14 protein-coding genes are annotated in these 16,004 nt (G+C 68.8%); 4 read left to right on the plus strand and 10 right to left on the minus strand.

Annotated elements, in window-relative coordinates:
* The first annotated feature begins 151 nt into the window (after positions 1 to 151).
* Positions 152 to 1,096: an AraC family transcriptional regulator gene (locus EX20_RS00620; RefSeq protein ID WP_034192459.1), complete on the plus strand. Its 945-nt coding sequence runs from the start codon at positions 152 to 154 to the stop codon at positions 1,094 to 1,096.
* A 40-nt stretch (positions 1,097 to 1,136) separates the two neighbouring features.
* On the opposite strand, the gene EX20_RS00625 is transcribed toward EX20_RS00620, so the two are convergent.
* From EX20_RS00625 to argB, 8 genes are all read right to left on the minus strand, one after another.
* Positions 1,137 to 2,174, minus strand: a complete 1,038-nt coding sequence (locus tag EX20_RS00625) for a M48 family metallopeptidase (protein ID WP_011886338.1) — start codon at positions 2,172 to 2,174, stop codon at positions 1,137 to 1,139.
* A complete protein-coding gene (locus EX20_RS00630; RefSeq protein WP_034192460.1) occupies positions 2,164 to 3,585 on the minus strand; it encodes an AmpG family muropeptide MFS transporter in 1,422 nt (473 codons plus the stop codon). Before EX20_RS00630 ends, EX20_RS00625 begins: the two co-directional genes overlap by 11 nt.
* 115 nt (positions 3,586 to 3,700) lie before the next feature.
* On the minus strand, positions 3,701 to 4,309 hold the full coding sequence (gene metW / locus EX20_RS00635; RefSeq protein WP_011886336.1) for a methionine biosynthesis protein MetW: 609 nt from the start codon (positions 4,307 to 4,309) through the stop codon (positions 3,701 to 3,703).
* Positions 4,306 to 5,451, minus strand: a complete 1,146-nt coding sequence (gene metX, locus EX20_RS00640; RefSeq protein ID WP_011886335.1) for a homoserine O-succinyltransferase MetX — start codon at positions 5,449 to 5,451, stop codon at positions 4,306 to 4,308. Before metX ends, metW begins: the two co-directional genes overlap by 4 nt.
* Positions 5,452 to 5,709: 258 nt before the next feature.
* Positions 5,710 to 8,700, minus strand: coding sequence for an autotransporter family protein (locus tag EX20_RS00645; RefSeq protein WP_034192461.1), 2,991 nt, complete (start codon positions 8,698 to 8,700; stop codon positions 5,710 to 5,712).
* Positions 8,701 to 8,988: 288 nt separating this feature from the next.
* Positions 8,989 to 9,660 (minus strand): nucleoid occlusion factor SlmA, encoded by a 672-nt coding sequence (gene slmA, locus EX20_RS00650; protein WP_034192462.1) that lies wholly within the window; start codon positions 9,658 to 9,660, stop codon positions 8,989 to 8,991.
* Positions 9,627 to 10,418, minus strand: coding sequence for a pyrimidine 5'-nucleotidase (locus tag EX20_RS00655; protein WP_011886332.1), 792 nt, complete (start codon positions 10,416 to 10,418; stop codon positions 9,627 to 9,629). Before EX20_RS00655 ends, slmA begins: the two co-directional genes overlap by 34 nt.
* Positions 10,415 to 11,314 carry an acetylglutamate kinase gene (gene argB, locus EX20_RS00660; RefSeq protein WP_011886331.1) on the minus strand — a complete coding sequence of 300 codons (900 nt, stop codon included), beginning with the start codon at positions 11,312 to 11,314 and terminating at the stop codon, positions 10,415 to 10,417. The genes EX20_RS00655 and argB overlap by 4 nt, the downstream gene beginning before the upstream one ends.
* 282 nt (positions 11,315 to 11,596) lie before the next feature.
* On the opposite strand from argB, the gene EX20_RS00665 reads away from it, so the two are divergent.
* The 3 genes from EX20_RS00665 (at position 11,597) to EX20_RS00675 (ending at position 13,862) form a co-directional block, all read left to right on the plus strand.
* Positions 11,597 to 11,821, plus strand: a complete 225-nt coding sequence (locus tag EX20_RS00665) for a cysteine-rich CWC family protein (RefSeq protein ID WP_011886330.1) — start codon at positions 11,597 to 11,599, stop codon at positions 11,819 to 11,821.
* Between the two features lie 98 nt (positions 11,822 to 11,919).
* A complete protein-coding gene (locus tag EX20_RS00670) occupies positions 11,920 to 13,323 on the plus strand; it encodes an ATP-binding protein (RefSeq protein ID WP_034192463.1) in 1,404 nt (467 codons plus the stop codon).
* A complete protein-coding gene (locus EX20_RS00675) occupies positions 13,320 to 13,862 on the plus strand; it encodes a response regulator transcription factor (RefSeq protein WP_011886328.1) in 543 nt (180 codons plus the stop codon). The genes EX20_RS00670 and EX20_RS00675 overlap by 4 nt, the downstream gene beginning before the upstream one ends.
* A 127-nt stretch (positions 13,863 to 13,989) precedes the next feature.
* On the opposite strand, the gene hslU is transcribed toward EX20_RS00675, so the two are convergent.
* The gene (gene hslU / locus EX20_RS00680; protein ID WP_011886327.1) at positions 13,990 to 15,333 is read right to left on the minus strand and encodes an ATP-dependent protease ATPase subunit HslU; all 1,344 of its coding nucleotides are present in this window, start codon (positions 15,331 to 15,333) and stop codon (positions 13,990 to 13,992) included.
* A gap of 10 nt (positions 15,334 to 15,343) precedes the next feature.
* Positions 15,344 to 15,880, minus strand: coding sequence for an ATP-dependent protease subunit HslV (gene hslV, locus EX20_RS00685; protein WP_011886326.1), 537 nt, complete (start codon positions 15,878 to 15,880; stop codon positions 15,344 to 15,346).
* Positions 15,881 to 16,004 lie beyond the last annotated feature (124 nt).

A 16,004-nucleotide genomic window follows, 5' to 3' on the forward strand; every position in this document is an offset into this window, starting at 1 on the left:
CTCCCATCCTAAGGAGCGCGCCGCGCCGGCGAAATACACGAAGGTCTGGAAGATTTGCCTATTCCTCTCGAATTTGGCGCGGACAGCCGCCGGGACGCTTTCCCGGTGCTACATTGCGAGCCTGATTCTCTTGCCGGACAGGACGACGCCGATGAGCTTCCAGCCCCTTTTCGACGACTCGGGCGAGCGCGTTCGGCGCCGCATGATCGAGCTGCATGCGCGCCTCGCGCCGCACGAAGGCGACACGCTCGCGGCGCTCGACGGCGTGCGCTTCATTCGCGTGAGCCGGCCCGTGCCGCGCATGCCGGTGTTGTACGAGCCGAGCATCGTGGTCGTGTGCCAGGGCCGCAAGCTCGGCTATCTCGGCGACCGCTCGTTCGTCTACGACGCGCAGCAGTATCTGGTGCTGTCGGTGCCACTGCCGTTCGAATGCGAGACTTTCGCGAGCCCGGACGAGCCGTTTCTCGCGATCTCGATCCGCATCGATCTGGCCGTGATCGCCGAACTGGCGATCCTGCTCGACGAGACGCTCGGCGCGGCGGCGAGCGAGCCGCATGGCGTGTATTCGACCTCGCTCGACGCGCCGCTCGCCGACGCGGTGCTGCGGCTGCTCGAAGCGCTCGCGTCGCCGCACGACACGCGCGTGCTCGGGCCGGCCATCATGCGCGAGATCGCGTATCGCGTGCTGACCGGCGCGCAGGGCGACGCGATTCGCGCGGCGCTGGTCCAGCAGCATCATTTCGGACGCGTCGCGAAGGCGCTGCGGCGCATTCACGCAGACCTGAGGGCCGATCTCGACGTCGACACGCTCGCGCGCGAGGCCGGCATGAGCGTCGCGGTGTTCCACGCGCAGTTCAAGCACGTGACGGCGACTTCCCCGATGCAGTACGTGAAGGCCGCGCGCCTGCACCAGGCGCGGCTGATGATGATCCAGGACGGTTTGGGGGCGGGCGCCGCCGCCGCGCGGGTCGGCTATGCGAGTGCGTCGCAGTTCAGCCGCGAGTTCAAGCGGCTGTTCGGCCGCAGCCCCGGGGACGAGGTGCGCTCGATGCGCGACAGCGGCAGCCGGCCGGTCGAGTCGGAACTCGACGCGTAGCGCGCGGCCGGCCCGACGGATCAGCCGCCGCCGCTGGCGCTCAGCGCCGCGCGACCTTGCGCCGCTGCGCGCTGATGCCCGCGTAGTCGGGCAGCGCGTCGACGCGTGTGCCGATCGCCTTCGCATACAGCGGCATCAAGTCGGGCAGGCGGTTCAGCAGGTCCTGCCGGCGCGCGGCGCTGTACGGGTGCAGGTAGATGAAGCCCGACGTGCGGTTCGCGCGGGTCGCCGCGGCGAGCTTGTCCCACAGCGTGATCGCCGCGCGCGGATCGAAGCCCGCGCGGGCGGCGATGTCGCCGCCGATCACGTCGGCTTCGGTTTCGTCGGTCGGGTCGTAGCGCAGCGTCTGCAGACGCGCGCCCAGGTTCAGCGCCTGCGGCAGCGGATCGCCGACGCCAAACAGCGGCGGCAGCGTGGCCGCGCGCAGCGACGTCTGCGTCGTCGCGCCGAAATTGCTGCGCGCATGTTCGCGCAGCGCATGCGCGATGCCGTGCGCGAGCAGCACGCCGAGCTCGTCGTCGTTCAGGCGGATGCGGTCGAGCAGCCCGCCGTACACCAGCACCTTGCCGCCCGGCAGACACATGACGCGAATCTCGCGCGAGCGGATCGCGTTGACGTCCCATTGCCAGCTCTTCACGCGATCGTTCCACTTCACCGAATACGGCGCGAGCTTGTCGACGATCGCGCGCAGGCGCTTCACGCCCGGCTGCGTCGCGGGCAGCAGGCGGTTGCCGTCGGCGGCGGTCTGCACGATCTGCGCGTATTCGCTCGCGGTGAGTTGTTCGAGCAGCGGCGACGGGATCAGCGTGCGGAACGCGATCGCGTTGCCGTAGCGCACCTGCTGCGCCGCCGGTGTGTAGGCTTTCGCGTGTGCGGCCGCGCCGCTCGGCTGAGCGGCTTCCGCGCCGGACGGTGCGACCGGCGGCGCGGCGGCGGACACGGCCGCGGGCGTCGTGGCGGGTGGGGGGCTGGCCGATGGCGCGCTGGCGTCGGCAGCATGGGCGCTGCCAGCGCCGCCCAACAGCACGAGGCCGGCGCTCAGTGCGGCGGCGACCCGATGCCGACGCTCACTGCGCACGGCTCGCCTCGCCGTTGCGCGCGACGCCGTTCCACGGCGCGATCTTGAACAGCAGCAGCATGCCGGGAATCGCGAGCGCGGTGCAGACGAGGAAGTAGTCGAACCAGCCGATCTTCGCGACGATGAAGCCGCTCGCGGCCGACGCGAGCGTGCGCGGCACCGATGCGAGGCTCGTGAACAGCGCGAACTGCGTGGCCGTGTAGCGCGGATCGGTCGTGCTGGCGATGTAGGCGACGAACGCGGCCATCGTCAGGCCGGTCGCGAAGGTCTCGACGCCGTAGACGATCGCGAGCGCGACCGTCATCGGGCTGAATTGCGGCGTGACCGCGATGCCGAACGTCGACAGCGCCGCGGCGATCGCATGGCTCGTCGACAGCGTGACGTCGTACAGCGCCGCGAGCACCGGCGAGCCGGGGCCGAGCTGCGCGAGCCATGCGAAGCCGAGCGTCGACACCATCTGCAGCGCGCCGAAGATCCACAGCCCGCGGCCGATGCCGATCTTCACGAGCCAGACGCCGCCGACGATGCCGCCGGCGACGCTCGCGACCAGCGCGGTGGTTTTCGCGACGATGCCGATCTCGGTGCGCGTGAAGCCGATGTCGAGGAAGAACGACGTCGACAGCGTGGTGGCCATCGTGTCGCCGATCTTGAACAGGAAGATGAACGCGATGACGAGCAGCGCGCCGGACCAGCCGTCGCGCTGGATGAATTCGCGAAACGGCAGCACGATCGCGTCGCGCAGATTGCGCGGCGGCGTGCCGGCCACTTCGGGCTCGCGCACGACCAGCGTCATCAGGATGCCCGGCAGCATGAACGCGCCGGTGATCGCGAACACCGCATCCCACGGCAGGTGGTCGGACAGGATCAGCGCGAGCGAGCCGGGGATCAGCGCGGCGAGCTTGTATGCGTTCACGTGCACCGCGTTGCCGAGGCCCTGTTCGGTGTCGCGCAGCAGCTCGCGGCGATACGCGTCGATCACGATGTCGGCGCTCGCGCCGAAGAATGCGACGAGTGTCGTGAGCGCCGCGACCGTCCAGATCGAGTCGCGCGGCGACACGAAGCCGAGCGTGGCGATCGCGCCGGCGACCAGCAGCTGCGTGAGCAGCAGCCAGCCGCGCCGGCGGCCCGGCCGCCAGCCGGGCAGGCGCGGCACGTAGCGATCCATCAGCGGCGCCCACAGGAACTTCCACGTATAGGGGAACTGGATCAGCGCGAACAGGCCGATCTCCTTCAGGTTCACGCCCTCGGAGCGCAGCCATGCCTGCACGAGGTAGACGAGCGTGAAGAGCGGCAGCCCGGACGTGAAGCCGAGGAACACGCAGATCAGCATGTGCGTGTTCAGATAGGCGCGCCAGCCGGGATGATCCTCGTGAGCGGTAAGGGCGGGCGCCTCGTGTGGCGTTTTCGACATGGACTGGGACTGGGTAGCGTTGACTGATTGCGGCCGCGGCGCAGGCGGCGCGGGCGGCGCAGAACGGACGGCCGCTCGCGCGGGCGGGCCGGAGCGTCCGTCGACGGCCCGCCGCTCAGCTGCGCTTCACGCGGTAGACAGCAAGACTACCACGCCAGTTCGCTCCCCACCGAATCAGCTGGCCTTCGTGCAGCACGATGCGATCGAGGATCGTCACGCCGACTTCCGGCGCGAGCGCCTCGAAGTCCTTGATCGTCAGCACCCGCACGTTCGGCGTGTTGTGCCATTGGTAAGGCAGCGATTTCGACACCGGCATCCGGCCGCGCAGCACCGACAGCCGATGCGCCCAGTAGCCGAAGTTCGGGAACGACACGATGCATTCGCGCCCGACGCGCGCGGTCTCGCGCAGGATTGCGGCCGTCTGGTGAATCGTCTGCAGCGTCTGCGACAGGATCGCGATGTCGAAGCTGTGATCCTCGAACAGGCGCAGGCCGTCTTCCAGATTCTGCTGGATCACGTTGATGCCGTTCTTCGTGCTCGCGAGCACGCCGGCGTCGTTCAGCTCGATCCCGTAGCCGGTGACGTCCAGTTCTTCCATCAGCAGCGACAGCAGCGAACCGTCGCCGCAGCCGAGATCGAGCACCGTCGCGCGCGGCTCGACCCAGCGCGCGATCGCACGGAAGTCCGCGCGTGCGGACAGGGAATTCAGCGCTTGCTGGTTCATGCTCCCACCTCGTTGGCGATGCGTTCGTAATACGCGCGGATCAGGTTGTGATAGCGCGCGTCGTCGAGCAGGAACGCGTCGTGGCCGTGCGGCGCGTCGATTTCCGCGTAGCTGACGGTGCGCTTGTTGTCGAGCAGCGCCTTCACGATCTCGCGCGAACGCGCGGGCGCGAAGCGCCAGTCGGTCGAGAAGCTCGCGATCAGGTATTTCGCCTGCGTGTGCGCGAGCGCGGCGGTCAGGTTGCCGTCGAACGCCTTGGCCGGATCGAAGTAGTCGAGCGCGCGCGTGATCAGCAGGTAGGTGTTCGCGTCGAAATAATCGGCGAACTTGTCGCCCTGGTAGCGCAGATACGACTCGACCTCGAACTCGACGTCGAAGCTGAAGTTGTAGGCATCGAGCGCGCCGTCCGCGCGGCGCAGCGCACGGCCGAATTTCTCGGCCATGTCGTCGTCGGACAGATAGGTAATGTGGCCGATCATCCGCGCGACGCGCAGCCCGCGCTTCGGTTTCACGCCGTGCGCGTAGTAGTTGCCGCCGTGGAAGTCGGGATCGGACAGGATCGCCGAGCGCGCCACTTCGTTGAACGCGATGTTCTGCGCGGACAGCTTCGGCGTCGATGCGATGTCGATGCAATGCGCGACGCGATCGGGATACATCAGGCTCCACGCGAGCGCCTGCATCCCGCCGAGGCTGCCGCCCATCACGGCGGCGAAGCGGTCGATGCCGAACGCGTCGGCGACGCGCGCCTGCGCATGCACCCAGTCCTCGACGGTCACCACCGGGAAGCGCGCGCCGTAGGGCTGGCCGGTCGACGGATCGTCGCTCATCGGGCCGGTCGAGCCGAAGCACGAGCCGAGGTTGTTCACGCCGATCACGAAGAAGCGGTTGGTGTCGAGCGGCTTGCCCGGGCCGACCATGTTGTCCCACCAGCCGGTGCTGCGCGGATCGTCCGCGTAGATGCCGGCGACGTGGTGCGACGCGTTGAGCGCGTGACAGACGAGCACCGCGTTCGAACGTGCGGCGTTGAGCTCGCCGTAGGTCTCGACGACGAGCTGATAGTTGCCGATCACGCTGCCGCTTTGCAAGCGCAGCGGTTCGGCGAAGTGCATGGTCTGTGGAGCGACGATGCCGATCGATTCCATTCGTTCCGCCTTATGACTGGGGCGGCTAAACGGTGTCGGCGATGCGCGGAGGCGAAATTGCGCGGCTGACGACCTCTTTAGCCGCATTTGTAGTGAACCGCCGGGTCGCTCGTACATCGCGCCCCGGCCGGTTCGCGCGCCCGCAATCGAGTCAGCAAATCGGCGCGCTTCCGACCTGCCGCCAGTGGCGGCAGTCGGCAGAGTATAGCGGAATTCGCCGGCCCACGGATTGCGTGGGCCGGCGACGGCCTGCTCGGCTCACCAGCGATATTTTGCCGACAGTTGCCCGCGAACCAGCGCGTAGTCGGACAGATTGCCTTCGACGCCGACACTCGCCGAGACCGAGAAGCGCCGGCTCAACTGGCCGGTCGCGCCGATCCGGATCGCCGCCCGATCGCGCGGGACGTTGAACGAGAACGCATTGCCGTCGAGCGTCAACGCACGCGAGCCGGGGCCGTGCCACCAGTTCGCCTCGAAGAACGGCCGCAGCTCGCGTCCCGCGGCGATCGCGGTGACGCCGTGCACGCGCACGCCGACGCGGGTCAGCAGGTCGGTCGAGCGTTGGCCGTCGATGCGGCCGCCGGGCGTCGCATGTGCGTCCGCGCCGTAGTCCGAGACGACCAGCTGCACTTCGGGCTCGACGAAGAAGCGCGAGTCGCCGCGCTCGTAGAACGGCAGCGAATAGCCGGCTTCGAGCGAGCCCGTGACGGTGCGCGACCGGTACGAATCGGCGGCGAGGCTGCCGCCGACGCTGTTCGCATAGGCGCCGTACATGAACCACGCATCGGCGTACGGGCCGGACAGGATGTCGCGGCTGCCGTACCACGTGCCGTACACGCCGACGTTGTAGCCGGACACGCTGCCGCGCGCGGTCGCGTCCATCGTCCGGCGCTCGAGGGCGTTCCACAGCGGGCGCGTCGACCAGTTCGTCTGGCTGCCGTACATGCCCATCGCGCCGACCCGGACGCTGCCGCCGCGACCGTCGTCGAAGCGCAGCAGGTCGGCGCCCGCGTGCAGCAGGCGGCCGTTGCCCGACACGCTGCGGCCGCCGCCCGACATCGAGGTCATCTGGCCTTCGGCGCGCAGCCACACCGCGCCGTCGAGCGGGCCGGCGGCTGCGGTGCGCAGCGAGCGATCGTCGCGCTGATGCAGCGTGTGGACCGCCATCCACGACGCCGCATCCGCATTCGCGAGATAGGCGTCGGGCTCCGGGGCGGTCGAGTGCGCAGGTGGTACGGCTTCGGGTTCGATCGGCGCGGCGGGGGGCACCGGGGCCGGCGGTTGCGATGGTGGCGGCGGTTGCTGCGGCTCGGGTTCCGGCTGCGCTTGGGGCTGCGCCGCGGATACGAGATACCAGTCGTCGTTCCGGCCGCCGCGGCCGCCGCGCTCGAGCATGTAGTCGTAGCCGCCAGCGGACAACGTGCCGAAGCCTGCGCGGTAGCCGTCCGATCCTGCATCGAGCGTGAATGCCGACACGTCGGTGGTGCCGCCGTTGCGCGTTTCGACGATCGGGATGCCGACGGTCGTTTGCGCACCGGTGCCGCCCGCGCGCTTGACGACGATGCCGGTGTCGCCCGCTGCATGGCCGCCGTCGATCACGAGGCGGTCGGTCGGAGATGCGTCGTCCTGCAGCGTCGTATGGATCACCAGCTTGCCGTTGTGCGCCGCGTAGTCGCCCGTCACGACGAGCGTACGCGGTGTCGCCAATGCGCGGGCGACCGGCTCTGCGAACGCGATCGTCGAGTCGTTCAGCGCGACGGAGCCGACCGACGAATCCGCGGTGACGGTCCAGCGGCTGTCCGAGTCGAGCGACAGCGTGCGCACCGCATCGGTCGCGCCGGTCCACGTGGACGCGTTCGACAGCGCGACGTCCGTCAATGCCGGCGTCGGGCTGCCGTCGTCGGCCGGATGGTTCACGATGTCGCCGTACGCATGCGAGCCGGTGTCGAGCGTCAGCCGCACGGGCGCATCGTATTGCGCATGGACGGCCAGCAGCGTGCCGTCGCCGCCGGTCGCGCGCGCGCCGTTGCGCAGCGCGATGCTGCCGCCGGCCGCGTCGAGCGCGCCGTATCGGTCGCTGACGAGCGAGCCGCCATCGACGTTCAGCGCGCCGCCGTAGACGCTGGCCGCATAAGCGCCGTCGCCGCGCGTGCGTGCGTCGCTGCGCAACAGGTCGATTCGGCCGCCGGTGCTGGCGTGGAGCGCGACGGCGCCGTCGCCGTACGTGTCGACGCTCATGTCGGTGGCGGTGACGACGGAGCCGCTGTCGGACGACATCGCACCGGGCGAGCCTGCGCCGCGCGTGTCGATGCTGCCGCGCGTCATCGCGATCTTGCCGCCGCGCCGCGCAATCGCGCCGGCCGCGCGCTCGCCGGTGGTCGTCACGCGCGTATCGGTCGCGTCGATGACGGGCGTGTCGGCGTATTCCTTCGATGCGTACAGCCCGTGCGCGCTGGTGCCTTCCGTGATCACGCGCGTGCGTGCGAGTGCGACGTCGCCCGCGCGCATATCGACGCCGAGCGAGCCTACGCCGCTGGCGTGCAGATACGAGTCGCTGAACGCGACCGTGGACGTGCTCGGCAGGAACAGCACCGGCGCGTAGTTGCCGTCCGTCCGGATCTCGGTGCGATCGAGCGTCGCGTGTGCGCCGTCGTAGCTGATCGACAGGCCGGAGGCGTACAGGCCGCTGGTCCGGATCGACGTAGTGGCGACATCGATCGTGCCGCCCGGCGTCCCGATCACGTTGATGCCGGCGCTTTCCTTGCCGCGCGTGACGATTGCGCTGTCCGCGATGCGGAACTCGCCGTTCGCGCCGTAGAGGTATGCACCGTGCGCGTAGTCGCCGTCGGTATCGATCGACACGCGTTCCGCCGACGCGCTCGCGCCGCCGCGCACGTCGATGCCGACGCTGTTGCCGCCGCGCGTGCGGATTTCCGTATCGCGCAGTTCCACGCGCGAGCCCGCTCCCGATGCGGCGGCGCCGGCGGCGACGGGGCCCGTCGAAAACGCGCGGGTTTTGGCCGTCGTCGTCAGATGTCCGCCGTTGATCGCGGACAGCACCGCGCGGCCGACCTGGGTCGTCGAATAGTCGCCCGGCGCGACCTCGAGCGCGACGCCGTTGGCCTGCTGCGGGCCGCCGGCGATTTGTGCACTGGACGCCCACGGCATCACGGCACCGGCGATCAGCGCCGAATGGGCGAGACGGCGGCCGGTGCGGGTTCGAGAAAGTGGAAAGCTGCGATGGTTCACCCGTTCACCTCTGTTTGGTAACGGGCTAAAAGTAGTTAGTATGGGAGAGATTGGAAATTGGACGAGTTCGAATTTTGCCGCGCTGACGGGCAAAAGGGGCGAGGTTGGCCATTCGGTGGATGGAGCGACCGGGGCGTTCGACGCGTGCTGCGTGCGTCGAACCGTCGATAGCCGTCGATGGCCGGCGACGATGCCGGTGAACGGCTCCGCATCGCGCAGGTTCGAGCGGATGCGCCGCACGAGATGCGGCGCATCGATCCGTCTATCGCCGGCGCGCGCCGGCATTGCCTACTGCAGAATCAGCCGCAGTTGCGCATCCGCATATTCGGTCGGCGATTTGCCGAAGCCGCTTTTCGCGTAGCGATGCCAGCGGCCGAGCACGTAGCTGACGATCAGGCTCGCGCGCATCGTCGGGTCGTAATCGCCCGGCAGCGGCGTCGTCGTGGTCGATCCACCGTCCGCGCCCGCGCCCGCGTCGGCGCGTGCCAGCCGCAGCGATTGCCTGAGCGACGCTTCGACTCGTTCGAGCATCTGCTCGACGCGCTCGGCCAGCCGCCCGTCTTCGCCGACCAGCGCTTCGCCGGTCAGCACGCGCGTCATTCCGGGGTTCTTCACCGCGAAATTGAGCAGCATCATCGCGATCGCGCGCGCCTGCAGCACGCCGTCGGGCTCTTTAGCGGAGATCTGATTGACGAGGCCGAAGAAGGTCGTCTCGATGAACTCGATCAGTCCTTCGTACATCTTCGCCTTGCTGGAGAAATGCCGGTACAGCGCGGCTTCCGACACGTCGAGGCGGGCGGCCAGCGCGGCCGTCGTGATTTTCTCCGGCTTCGGCGCCTCGAGCATCGCGGCGAGCGTCTGCAGGATCATCACGCGCCGCTCGCCCGGCTTCGGGCGCGGGCGGGACGGCGTGGCCTGGTGTTCCGTTACGGCAGGGTCCTGCGGATAAGTCGGCTGCATTTCTGTCGCCCCGATCGTGTGCCCAGTCGCAGCGATTTTAACGAACGAATGCGCTGGTCGACATAATGCGGACGGCCGGTGCTCGGCAGATGGCCGGGCAGGTGGCCGGTGATCCATACGGTACCGACGCCGAGGCGCTTGTAGCGCTTCAGATGGCTGCGCGTGTCTTCGACGAGGATCGCGTCGGCCAGCCGCGCATGCGCGGCCCGCATGGTCCGGCGCAGCATCGTGTGGTCGGGCTTCGCGCGCCACGCGCGGCGGTCGCGCATGTGCTCGATCGCGATCACGCGCTCGAACAGCCGCTCGATGCGCAGCGCGCGCAGCACCGCGCGCGCGTAGTTTTCCGGCGCGTTGGTCAGCACGAACTTGCGGCCCGGCAGCGCGGCGACGAGGCGTGCGAGGCCGCGCTCGGCGCGCAGCATCGCCGGCAGATCGGCAAACGTGTGGACGACCTTCAGGAAGTCGTGCGGGTCGATCGGATGATGGCGCGTGAGGCCGAGCAGCGCGGCGCCGTAGCGCTGCGTGTAGCCGGTGCGCAGGCGGTCGGCCTCGGCGCGCTCGACGTTCAGCGTGTCGATGATGTACTGCGTCATCGCGCGGTTGATCTCCGGGAAGATCGCATGCGATGCGTGGTGCAGCGTGTTGTCGAGGTCGAACAGCCAGACGGGCGCGCCGGCTTGCGGCCGGCTACGGGAGACGCGCCGGCGTCGCAGCGACGCCGGCAGTTCGACAGCGGGGGGCGGGCGGCGCGCGCTCAATGCGAGCGGATCATCGTGCCGAACGGCTGGTCGGTCAGGATTTCGAGCAGCACCGAATGCTCGATGCGGCCGTCGACGATGTGCACCGACTTCACGCCGCTCTTCGCCGCGTCGAGCGCCGACGAAATCTTCGGCAGCATGCCGCCCGAGATCGTGCCGTCTTCGAACAGCGCGTCGATCTCGCGCGCCGACAGGTCGGTCAGCAGGTTGCCGTCCTTGTCCATCACGCCGGGAATGTTGGTCATCATCAGCAGCTTCTCGGCGTTCAGCACCGTGGCCAGCTTGCCGGCGACGAGGTCGGCGTTGATGTTGTACGACAGGCCGTCTTCGCCGAAGCCGATCGGCGAGATCACCGGAATGAACGCGTCGTCCTGCAGCGCCTTCACGACCGCCGGGTTGATCGCCTCGACTTCGCCGACCTGGCCGATGTCGATGTACTGGCCCGGATTGTCGCGGTCCGGCATCAGCAGCTTGCGCGCGTGGATCAGGCCGCCGTCCTTGCCCGTCAGGCCCACCGCATGGCCGCCGAAGTGGTTGATCAGCATCACGATGTCCTGCTGCACTTCGCCGCCCAGCACCCATTCGACGACTTCCATCGTCTCTTCGTCGGTCACGCGCATGCCCTGGATGAAGGTGCCGGCCTTGCCGATCTTCTTCAGCGCATGATCGATCTGCGGGCCGCCGCCGTGGACGATCACCGGATTGATGCCGACCAGTTTCAGCAGGATCACGTCGCGCGCGAAGCCTTGCTTGAGCCGCTCTTCCGTCATCGCGTTGCCGCCGTATTTGATCACCACGGTCTTGCCGTGGTAGCGGCGGATGTACGGCAGCGCTTCGGCAAGGATTTCTGCCTTCAGCGTGGGGGCGATCTGCGAGAGGTCGATGGGCTCGGACATGGCGGCAGCTCTGGCTGGGAACGGTTGAAACAGGCCGAATTGTACAGGAGTGGCGCAGCGCAGCATCGGGTTTTTGGGCCGGCCGGACGGCCGATGAAACGCGCCGGGCGGCCCGCCGGCCATGGCGCCGCGCATGGCCGGGGCGATCCGCGCGCGGTGTCGCGCGACGCATCCGGCACGATGCGCCGCGCACGTTGGCCGGATGGCCGACGTGCAAAATCCGGGCGCCGCGCTATGCTTGTCCGGTAGGGCGACGTTCGTGCCCGCTTCTGCGCTCCGCCGATGACCGATACTGCCGCCGACGCCCGTTCGACCCCGCACCGCGCGCGCTGCCCGCAGTGCGGGCGCAGCTTCGACTGCGGCGCCGGCACGCAGCCGTTCGAGTGCTGGTGCACGGCGATGCCGGCCGTGCCGGGCGCCGCGCCACCGGCGGCCGGTGCGCAGTGCCGCTGCCCCGAGTGCCTCGCCGACGAGATCGCGAAGCGCGTCGCCGGTGCGGCCGGATGAGCGGGGGAGCGCGGTCGCGGCCCGTCGGGCAGCGCGGGCGCCGGCGCCGATCCGGCCCCTGGTGGAGCCGCCGCCCGCTAAACGGGTAAACTGCTCGGATGCAAAGAATCACCACCACCGGGCGCGTCAACCTCAGTCACCTGTTCTGGCTGCGCAATCTGGCGATCATCGGCCAGCTCGTGACGATCGGCGTCGTTCAGACCTATTTCGGCGTGCATCTGCCGTTGCCGGCGATGCTGATGGTCATCGCGCTCGAGATCGTCTTCAATGCGCTGACGTGGCTGCGCGTGCTGCGCGCGCGGCCCGAGACCAATTTCGAGCTGCTCGGCCAGCTATGGGTCGATCTCGGCGCGCTGTCGGCGCTGCTGTTCCTGTCTGGCGGCACGACCAATCCGTTCGTGTCGCTGTATCTGCCATCGCTGGCGATCGCGGCGGCCGTGCTGCCGTGGACGCTGATGGTCTGGCTCGCGGCGTTCGCGGTCGCGTGCTACGCGGCGCTCGGCTTCGACTCGGTGCCGCTGAACATGGACAACCCGGCGAACCTGTTCGACTACTACCGCACCGGGATGTGGGTGAACTTCATGGTGAGCGTCGGGCTGATCGCGTGGTTCGTCGCCCGGATGTCGAACGCGCTGCGCCAGCGCGACGCGGCGCTCGGCGAAGCGCAGACGCACCTGCTGCGCGACGAGCGCGCGGTCGCGCTCGGCGTGCAGGCCGCCACCGTCGCGCACGAGATGGGCACGCCGCTGTCGACCATCGCGATGCTGACCGAGGAGCTGCGCGACGCGGCGCGTGCCGACCCGGGGCTCGCGCGCTACGAGGCCGACCTGAAGGTGCTGGAAGAACAGATGACGCTCTGCACGTCGGCGCTCGCGCGGCTGCGCAGTCGGGCGAGCGCGCCGGCGAGCCGTCAGCCGGTCGACGACTGGCTCGACACGTTCGTCGAGCACTGGCGCCTGCGGCATCCGCACGTGCAGTTCGAGCTGCTCGGCGCGCGCCCGTCGGGCGTCGCGCTCGACGACACGGTCGCGGCCGGCCAGATCCTGACGATCCTGCTCGACAACGCGGCGCGGGCGAGCCCGCAGCGCGTGACGCTGGCCGCGAAGCTCACGCATCACGACCGCGTGGCCGACCAGATCGAATTCGAAGTATGCGACGATGGCCCCGGCATTCCTGCAGCGTTGCGGGAATCGCTCGGCTCGATGCCGGTCGACAGCACGCAAGGCGGCCACGGCGTCGGCCTGTATCTCGCGTTCAGCGCGGCGGCGCGTCTGGGCGGCGACATCGAGCTGTCCGACGTCACGCCGCGCGCCGCGGGCAACGGTCGCGCGGGCGGCGCCCATCCGCAGGCCGCTGCCGCGGCGGGCCAGCGCCTCGACGAGCGTGCGCTCGAACGCATGGCGGCGGCCGGCCGCGGCACGCGTGCCGTGCTGCGGCTGCCGGTCGCGCGCATCACGGCGCCGGCCGCCTCAAACCAACACGTAGACGGAGAAACGACATGAGCGAGAACAATTTCCTGGTGATCGACGACAACGAGGTGTTCGCGGGCACGCTCGCGCGCGGTCTCGAACGACGCGGCTATGCGGTCCAGCAGGCGCACGACAAGGACACGGCGCTGCGGCTCGCGGCCGGCGGCAAGTTCCAGTTCATCACCGTCGATCTGCATCTGGGCGAAGATTCGGGCCTGAGCCTGATCGCGCCGCTGTGCGACCTGCAACCCGACGCGCGAATCCTCGTGCTGACCGGCTACGCGAGCATCGCGACCGCCGTGCAGGCCGTGAAGGAGGGCGCCGACAACTATCTGGCGAAACCCGCGAACGTCGAGTCGATCCTCGCCGCGCTGCAGACCAACGCGAGCGAAGTGCAGGCCGACGAGGCGCTGGAGAATCCGGTCGTGCTGTCGGTCGACCGGCTCGAATGGGAGCACATCCAGCGCGTGCTCGCGGAGAACAACAACAACATCTCGGCCACCGCGCGCGCGCTGAACATGCATCGCCGCACGCTGCAGCGCAAGCTCGCGAAGAAGCCGGTGCGGCAGTAAGCCGCGGGGCACAGGTCGCGAGGCATCGGCCGCCAAGCACCTGCCGCTAGGCACCGGCCCCCCGGCCCCAAACGAAAACGGGCGGCCCATCGGGCCGCCCGTTTTCAAGTCGCTGCCGCCCCGCGCGTTACAGCACGTAGCGCGACAGGTCCTCGTCCTGCGACACTTCGCCGAGCGCGCGGTCGACATACTGCGCGTCGATCGTCACGCGCTCGCCGGCGTGGTTGCCGGCCGAGAACGACACTTCCTCGAGCAGCTTCTCGATCACCGTGTACAGCCGGCGCGCGCCGATGTTCTCGGTCTTCTCGTTGACCGCGTACGCGATCTCGGCGAGGCGGCGAATGCCGTCCGCGGCGAAGTCGAGCTGCACGTCCTCGGTGGCGAGCAGCGCCTGGTATTGCTTGACGAGGCTCGCGTCGGTCGCGACGAGGATCGATTCGAAATCCTCGACCGACAGCGAATCGAGCTCGACGCGGATCGGGAAGCGGCCCTGCAGCTCCGGAATCAGGTCGCTCGGCTTCGCGAGGTGGAACGCGCCGCTCGCGATGAACAGGATGTGATCGGTCTTCACCATCCCGTACTTCGTGTTGACGGTCGTGCCTTCGACGAGCGGCAGCAGGTCGCGCTGCACGCCCTGGCGCGACACTTCGCCGCCGCTGCCTTCGTTGTTGCGCGACGTGATCTTGTCGATCTCGTCGAGGAACACGATGCCGTTCTGCTCGACGTTCTGCACGGCCTTCGTCTTCACTTCCTCGTCGTTGAGCATCTTCGCCGCTTCCTCGTCGGTCAGCAGCTTCAGCGCTTCCTGGATCTTCACCTTGCGGCGCTGCTTCTTGCCGCTGCCGAGGTTCGAGAACATCGAGCGGATCTGCTCGGTCATCTCTTCCATGCCCGGAGGCGCCATGATGTCCATGCCGGCCGACGGCTGCTCCAGGTCGAGCTCGATTTCCTTGTCGTCGAGCTGGCCTTCGCGCAGACGCTTGCGGAACGTCTGGCGCGTCGCGTTGTTGTCGTCGTTCGCGTGGTCGGCGTTGCCGCCGAAGCCCACCGCGCGCGGTTGCGGCAGCAGGATGTCGAGGATGCGGTCTTCCGCCTGGTCGGTCGCCTTGCTGCGCACCTTGCGCATCTCGGACTCACGCGTCTGCTTGACCGAGATCTCGATCAGGTCGCGCACGATGCTGTCGACGTCGCGGCCGACGTAGCCGACTTCGGTGAACTTGGTCGCTTCGATCTTGATGAACGGCGCATCGGCGAGCTTCGCGAGGCGGCGCGCGATTTCGGTCTTGCCGACGCCCGTCGGCCCGATCATCAGGATGTTCTTCGGCGTGATTTCCTGGCGCAGCGGCTCGGTGACCTGCTGACGGCGCCAGCGGTTGCGCAGCGCGACCGCGACGGCCTTCTTCGCCTTCGACTGGCCGATGATGTGCTTGTCGAGTTCCGAGACGATCTCGGCAGGGGTCATGGTGCTCATGGGGCGGTCCTTACTCGATCGTTTCGATGATGCGGTTGTGGTTCGTGTAGATGCACATGTCGCCGGCGATCTCGAGCGACTTCTCGACGATCTCGCGCGGCGACATGTCGGTATTCTCGGCCAGCGCGCGGGCCGCGGCCTGCGCGTAGGCGCCGCCCGAGCCGATCGCGCAGATGCCGCCTTCCGGGTCGAGCACGTCGCCGTTGCCGGTGATGACGAGCGTGGTGGTCGCATCGGCGGTGATCAGCATCGCCTCGAGACGGCGCAGCATCCGGTCGGTGCGCCAGTCCTTCGCGAGCTCGACGGCCGCGCGGGTCAGGTTGCCCTGGTGCTTCTCGAGCTTCGCCTCGAAGCGATCGAGCAGCGAGAACGCATCGGCGGTGCCGCCTGCGAATCCGACCAGAACCTGGTTGTTGTAGATCCGCCGCACTTTCCGCGCGCCACCCTTCATGACGATGTTGCCGAGGGTTACCTGGCCGTCGCCGCCGAGCGCGACCTTGTCGCCGCGCCGGACCGAAACGATGGTCGTGCCGTGAAATTGCTCCATCTGCGTTCCTTGAGAAAAACGGGGAAGAGTCGGGCGGCGCGGGACGCGCCGCCGCATGAATCGCAGTGCGCCGGGAGCGGCCCGGCGCGCGTCCGATTCATTTTAGGGCGCGCGCCGGGATATC

The sequence above is a fragment of the Burkholderia sp. WP42 genome, assembly GCF_000745665.1.
GTDB classification, from domain to species: Bacteria; Pseudomonadota; Gammaproteobacteria; order Burkholderiales; family Burkholderiaceae; genus Burkholderia; species Burkholderia vietnamiensis.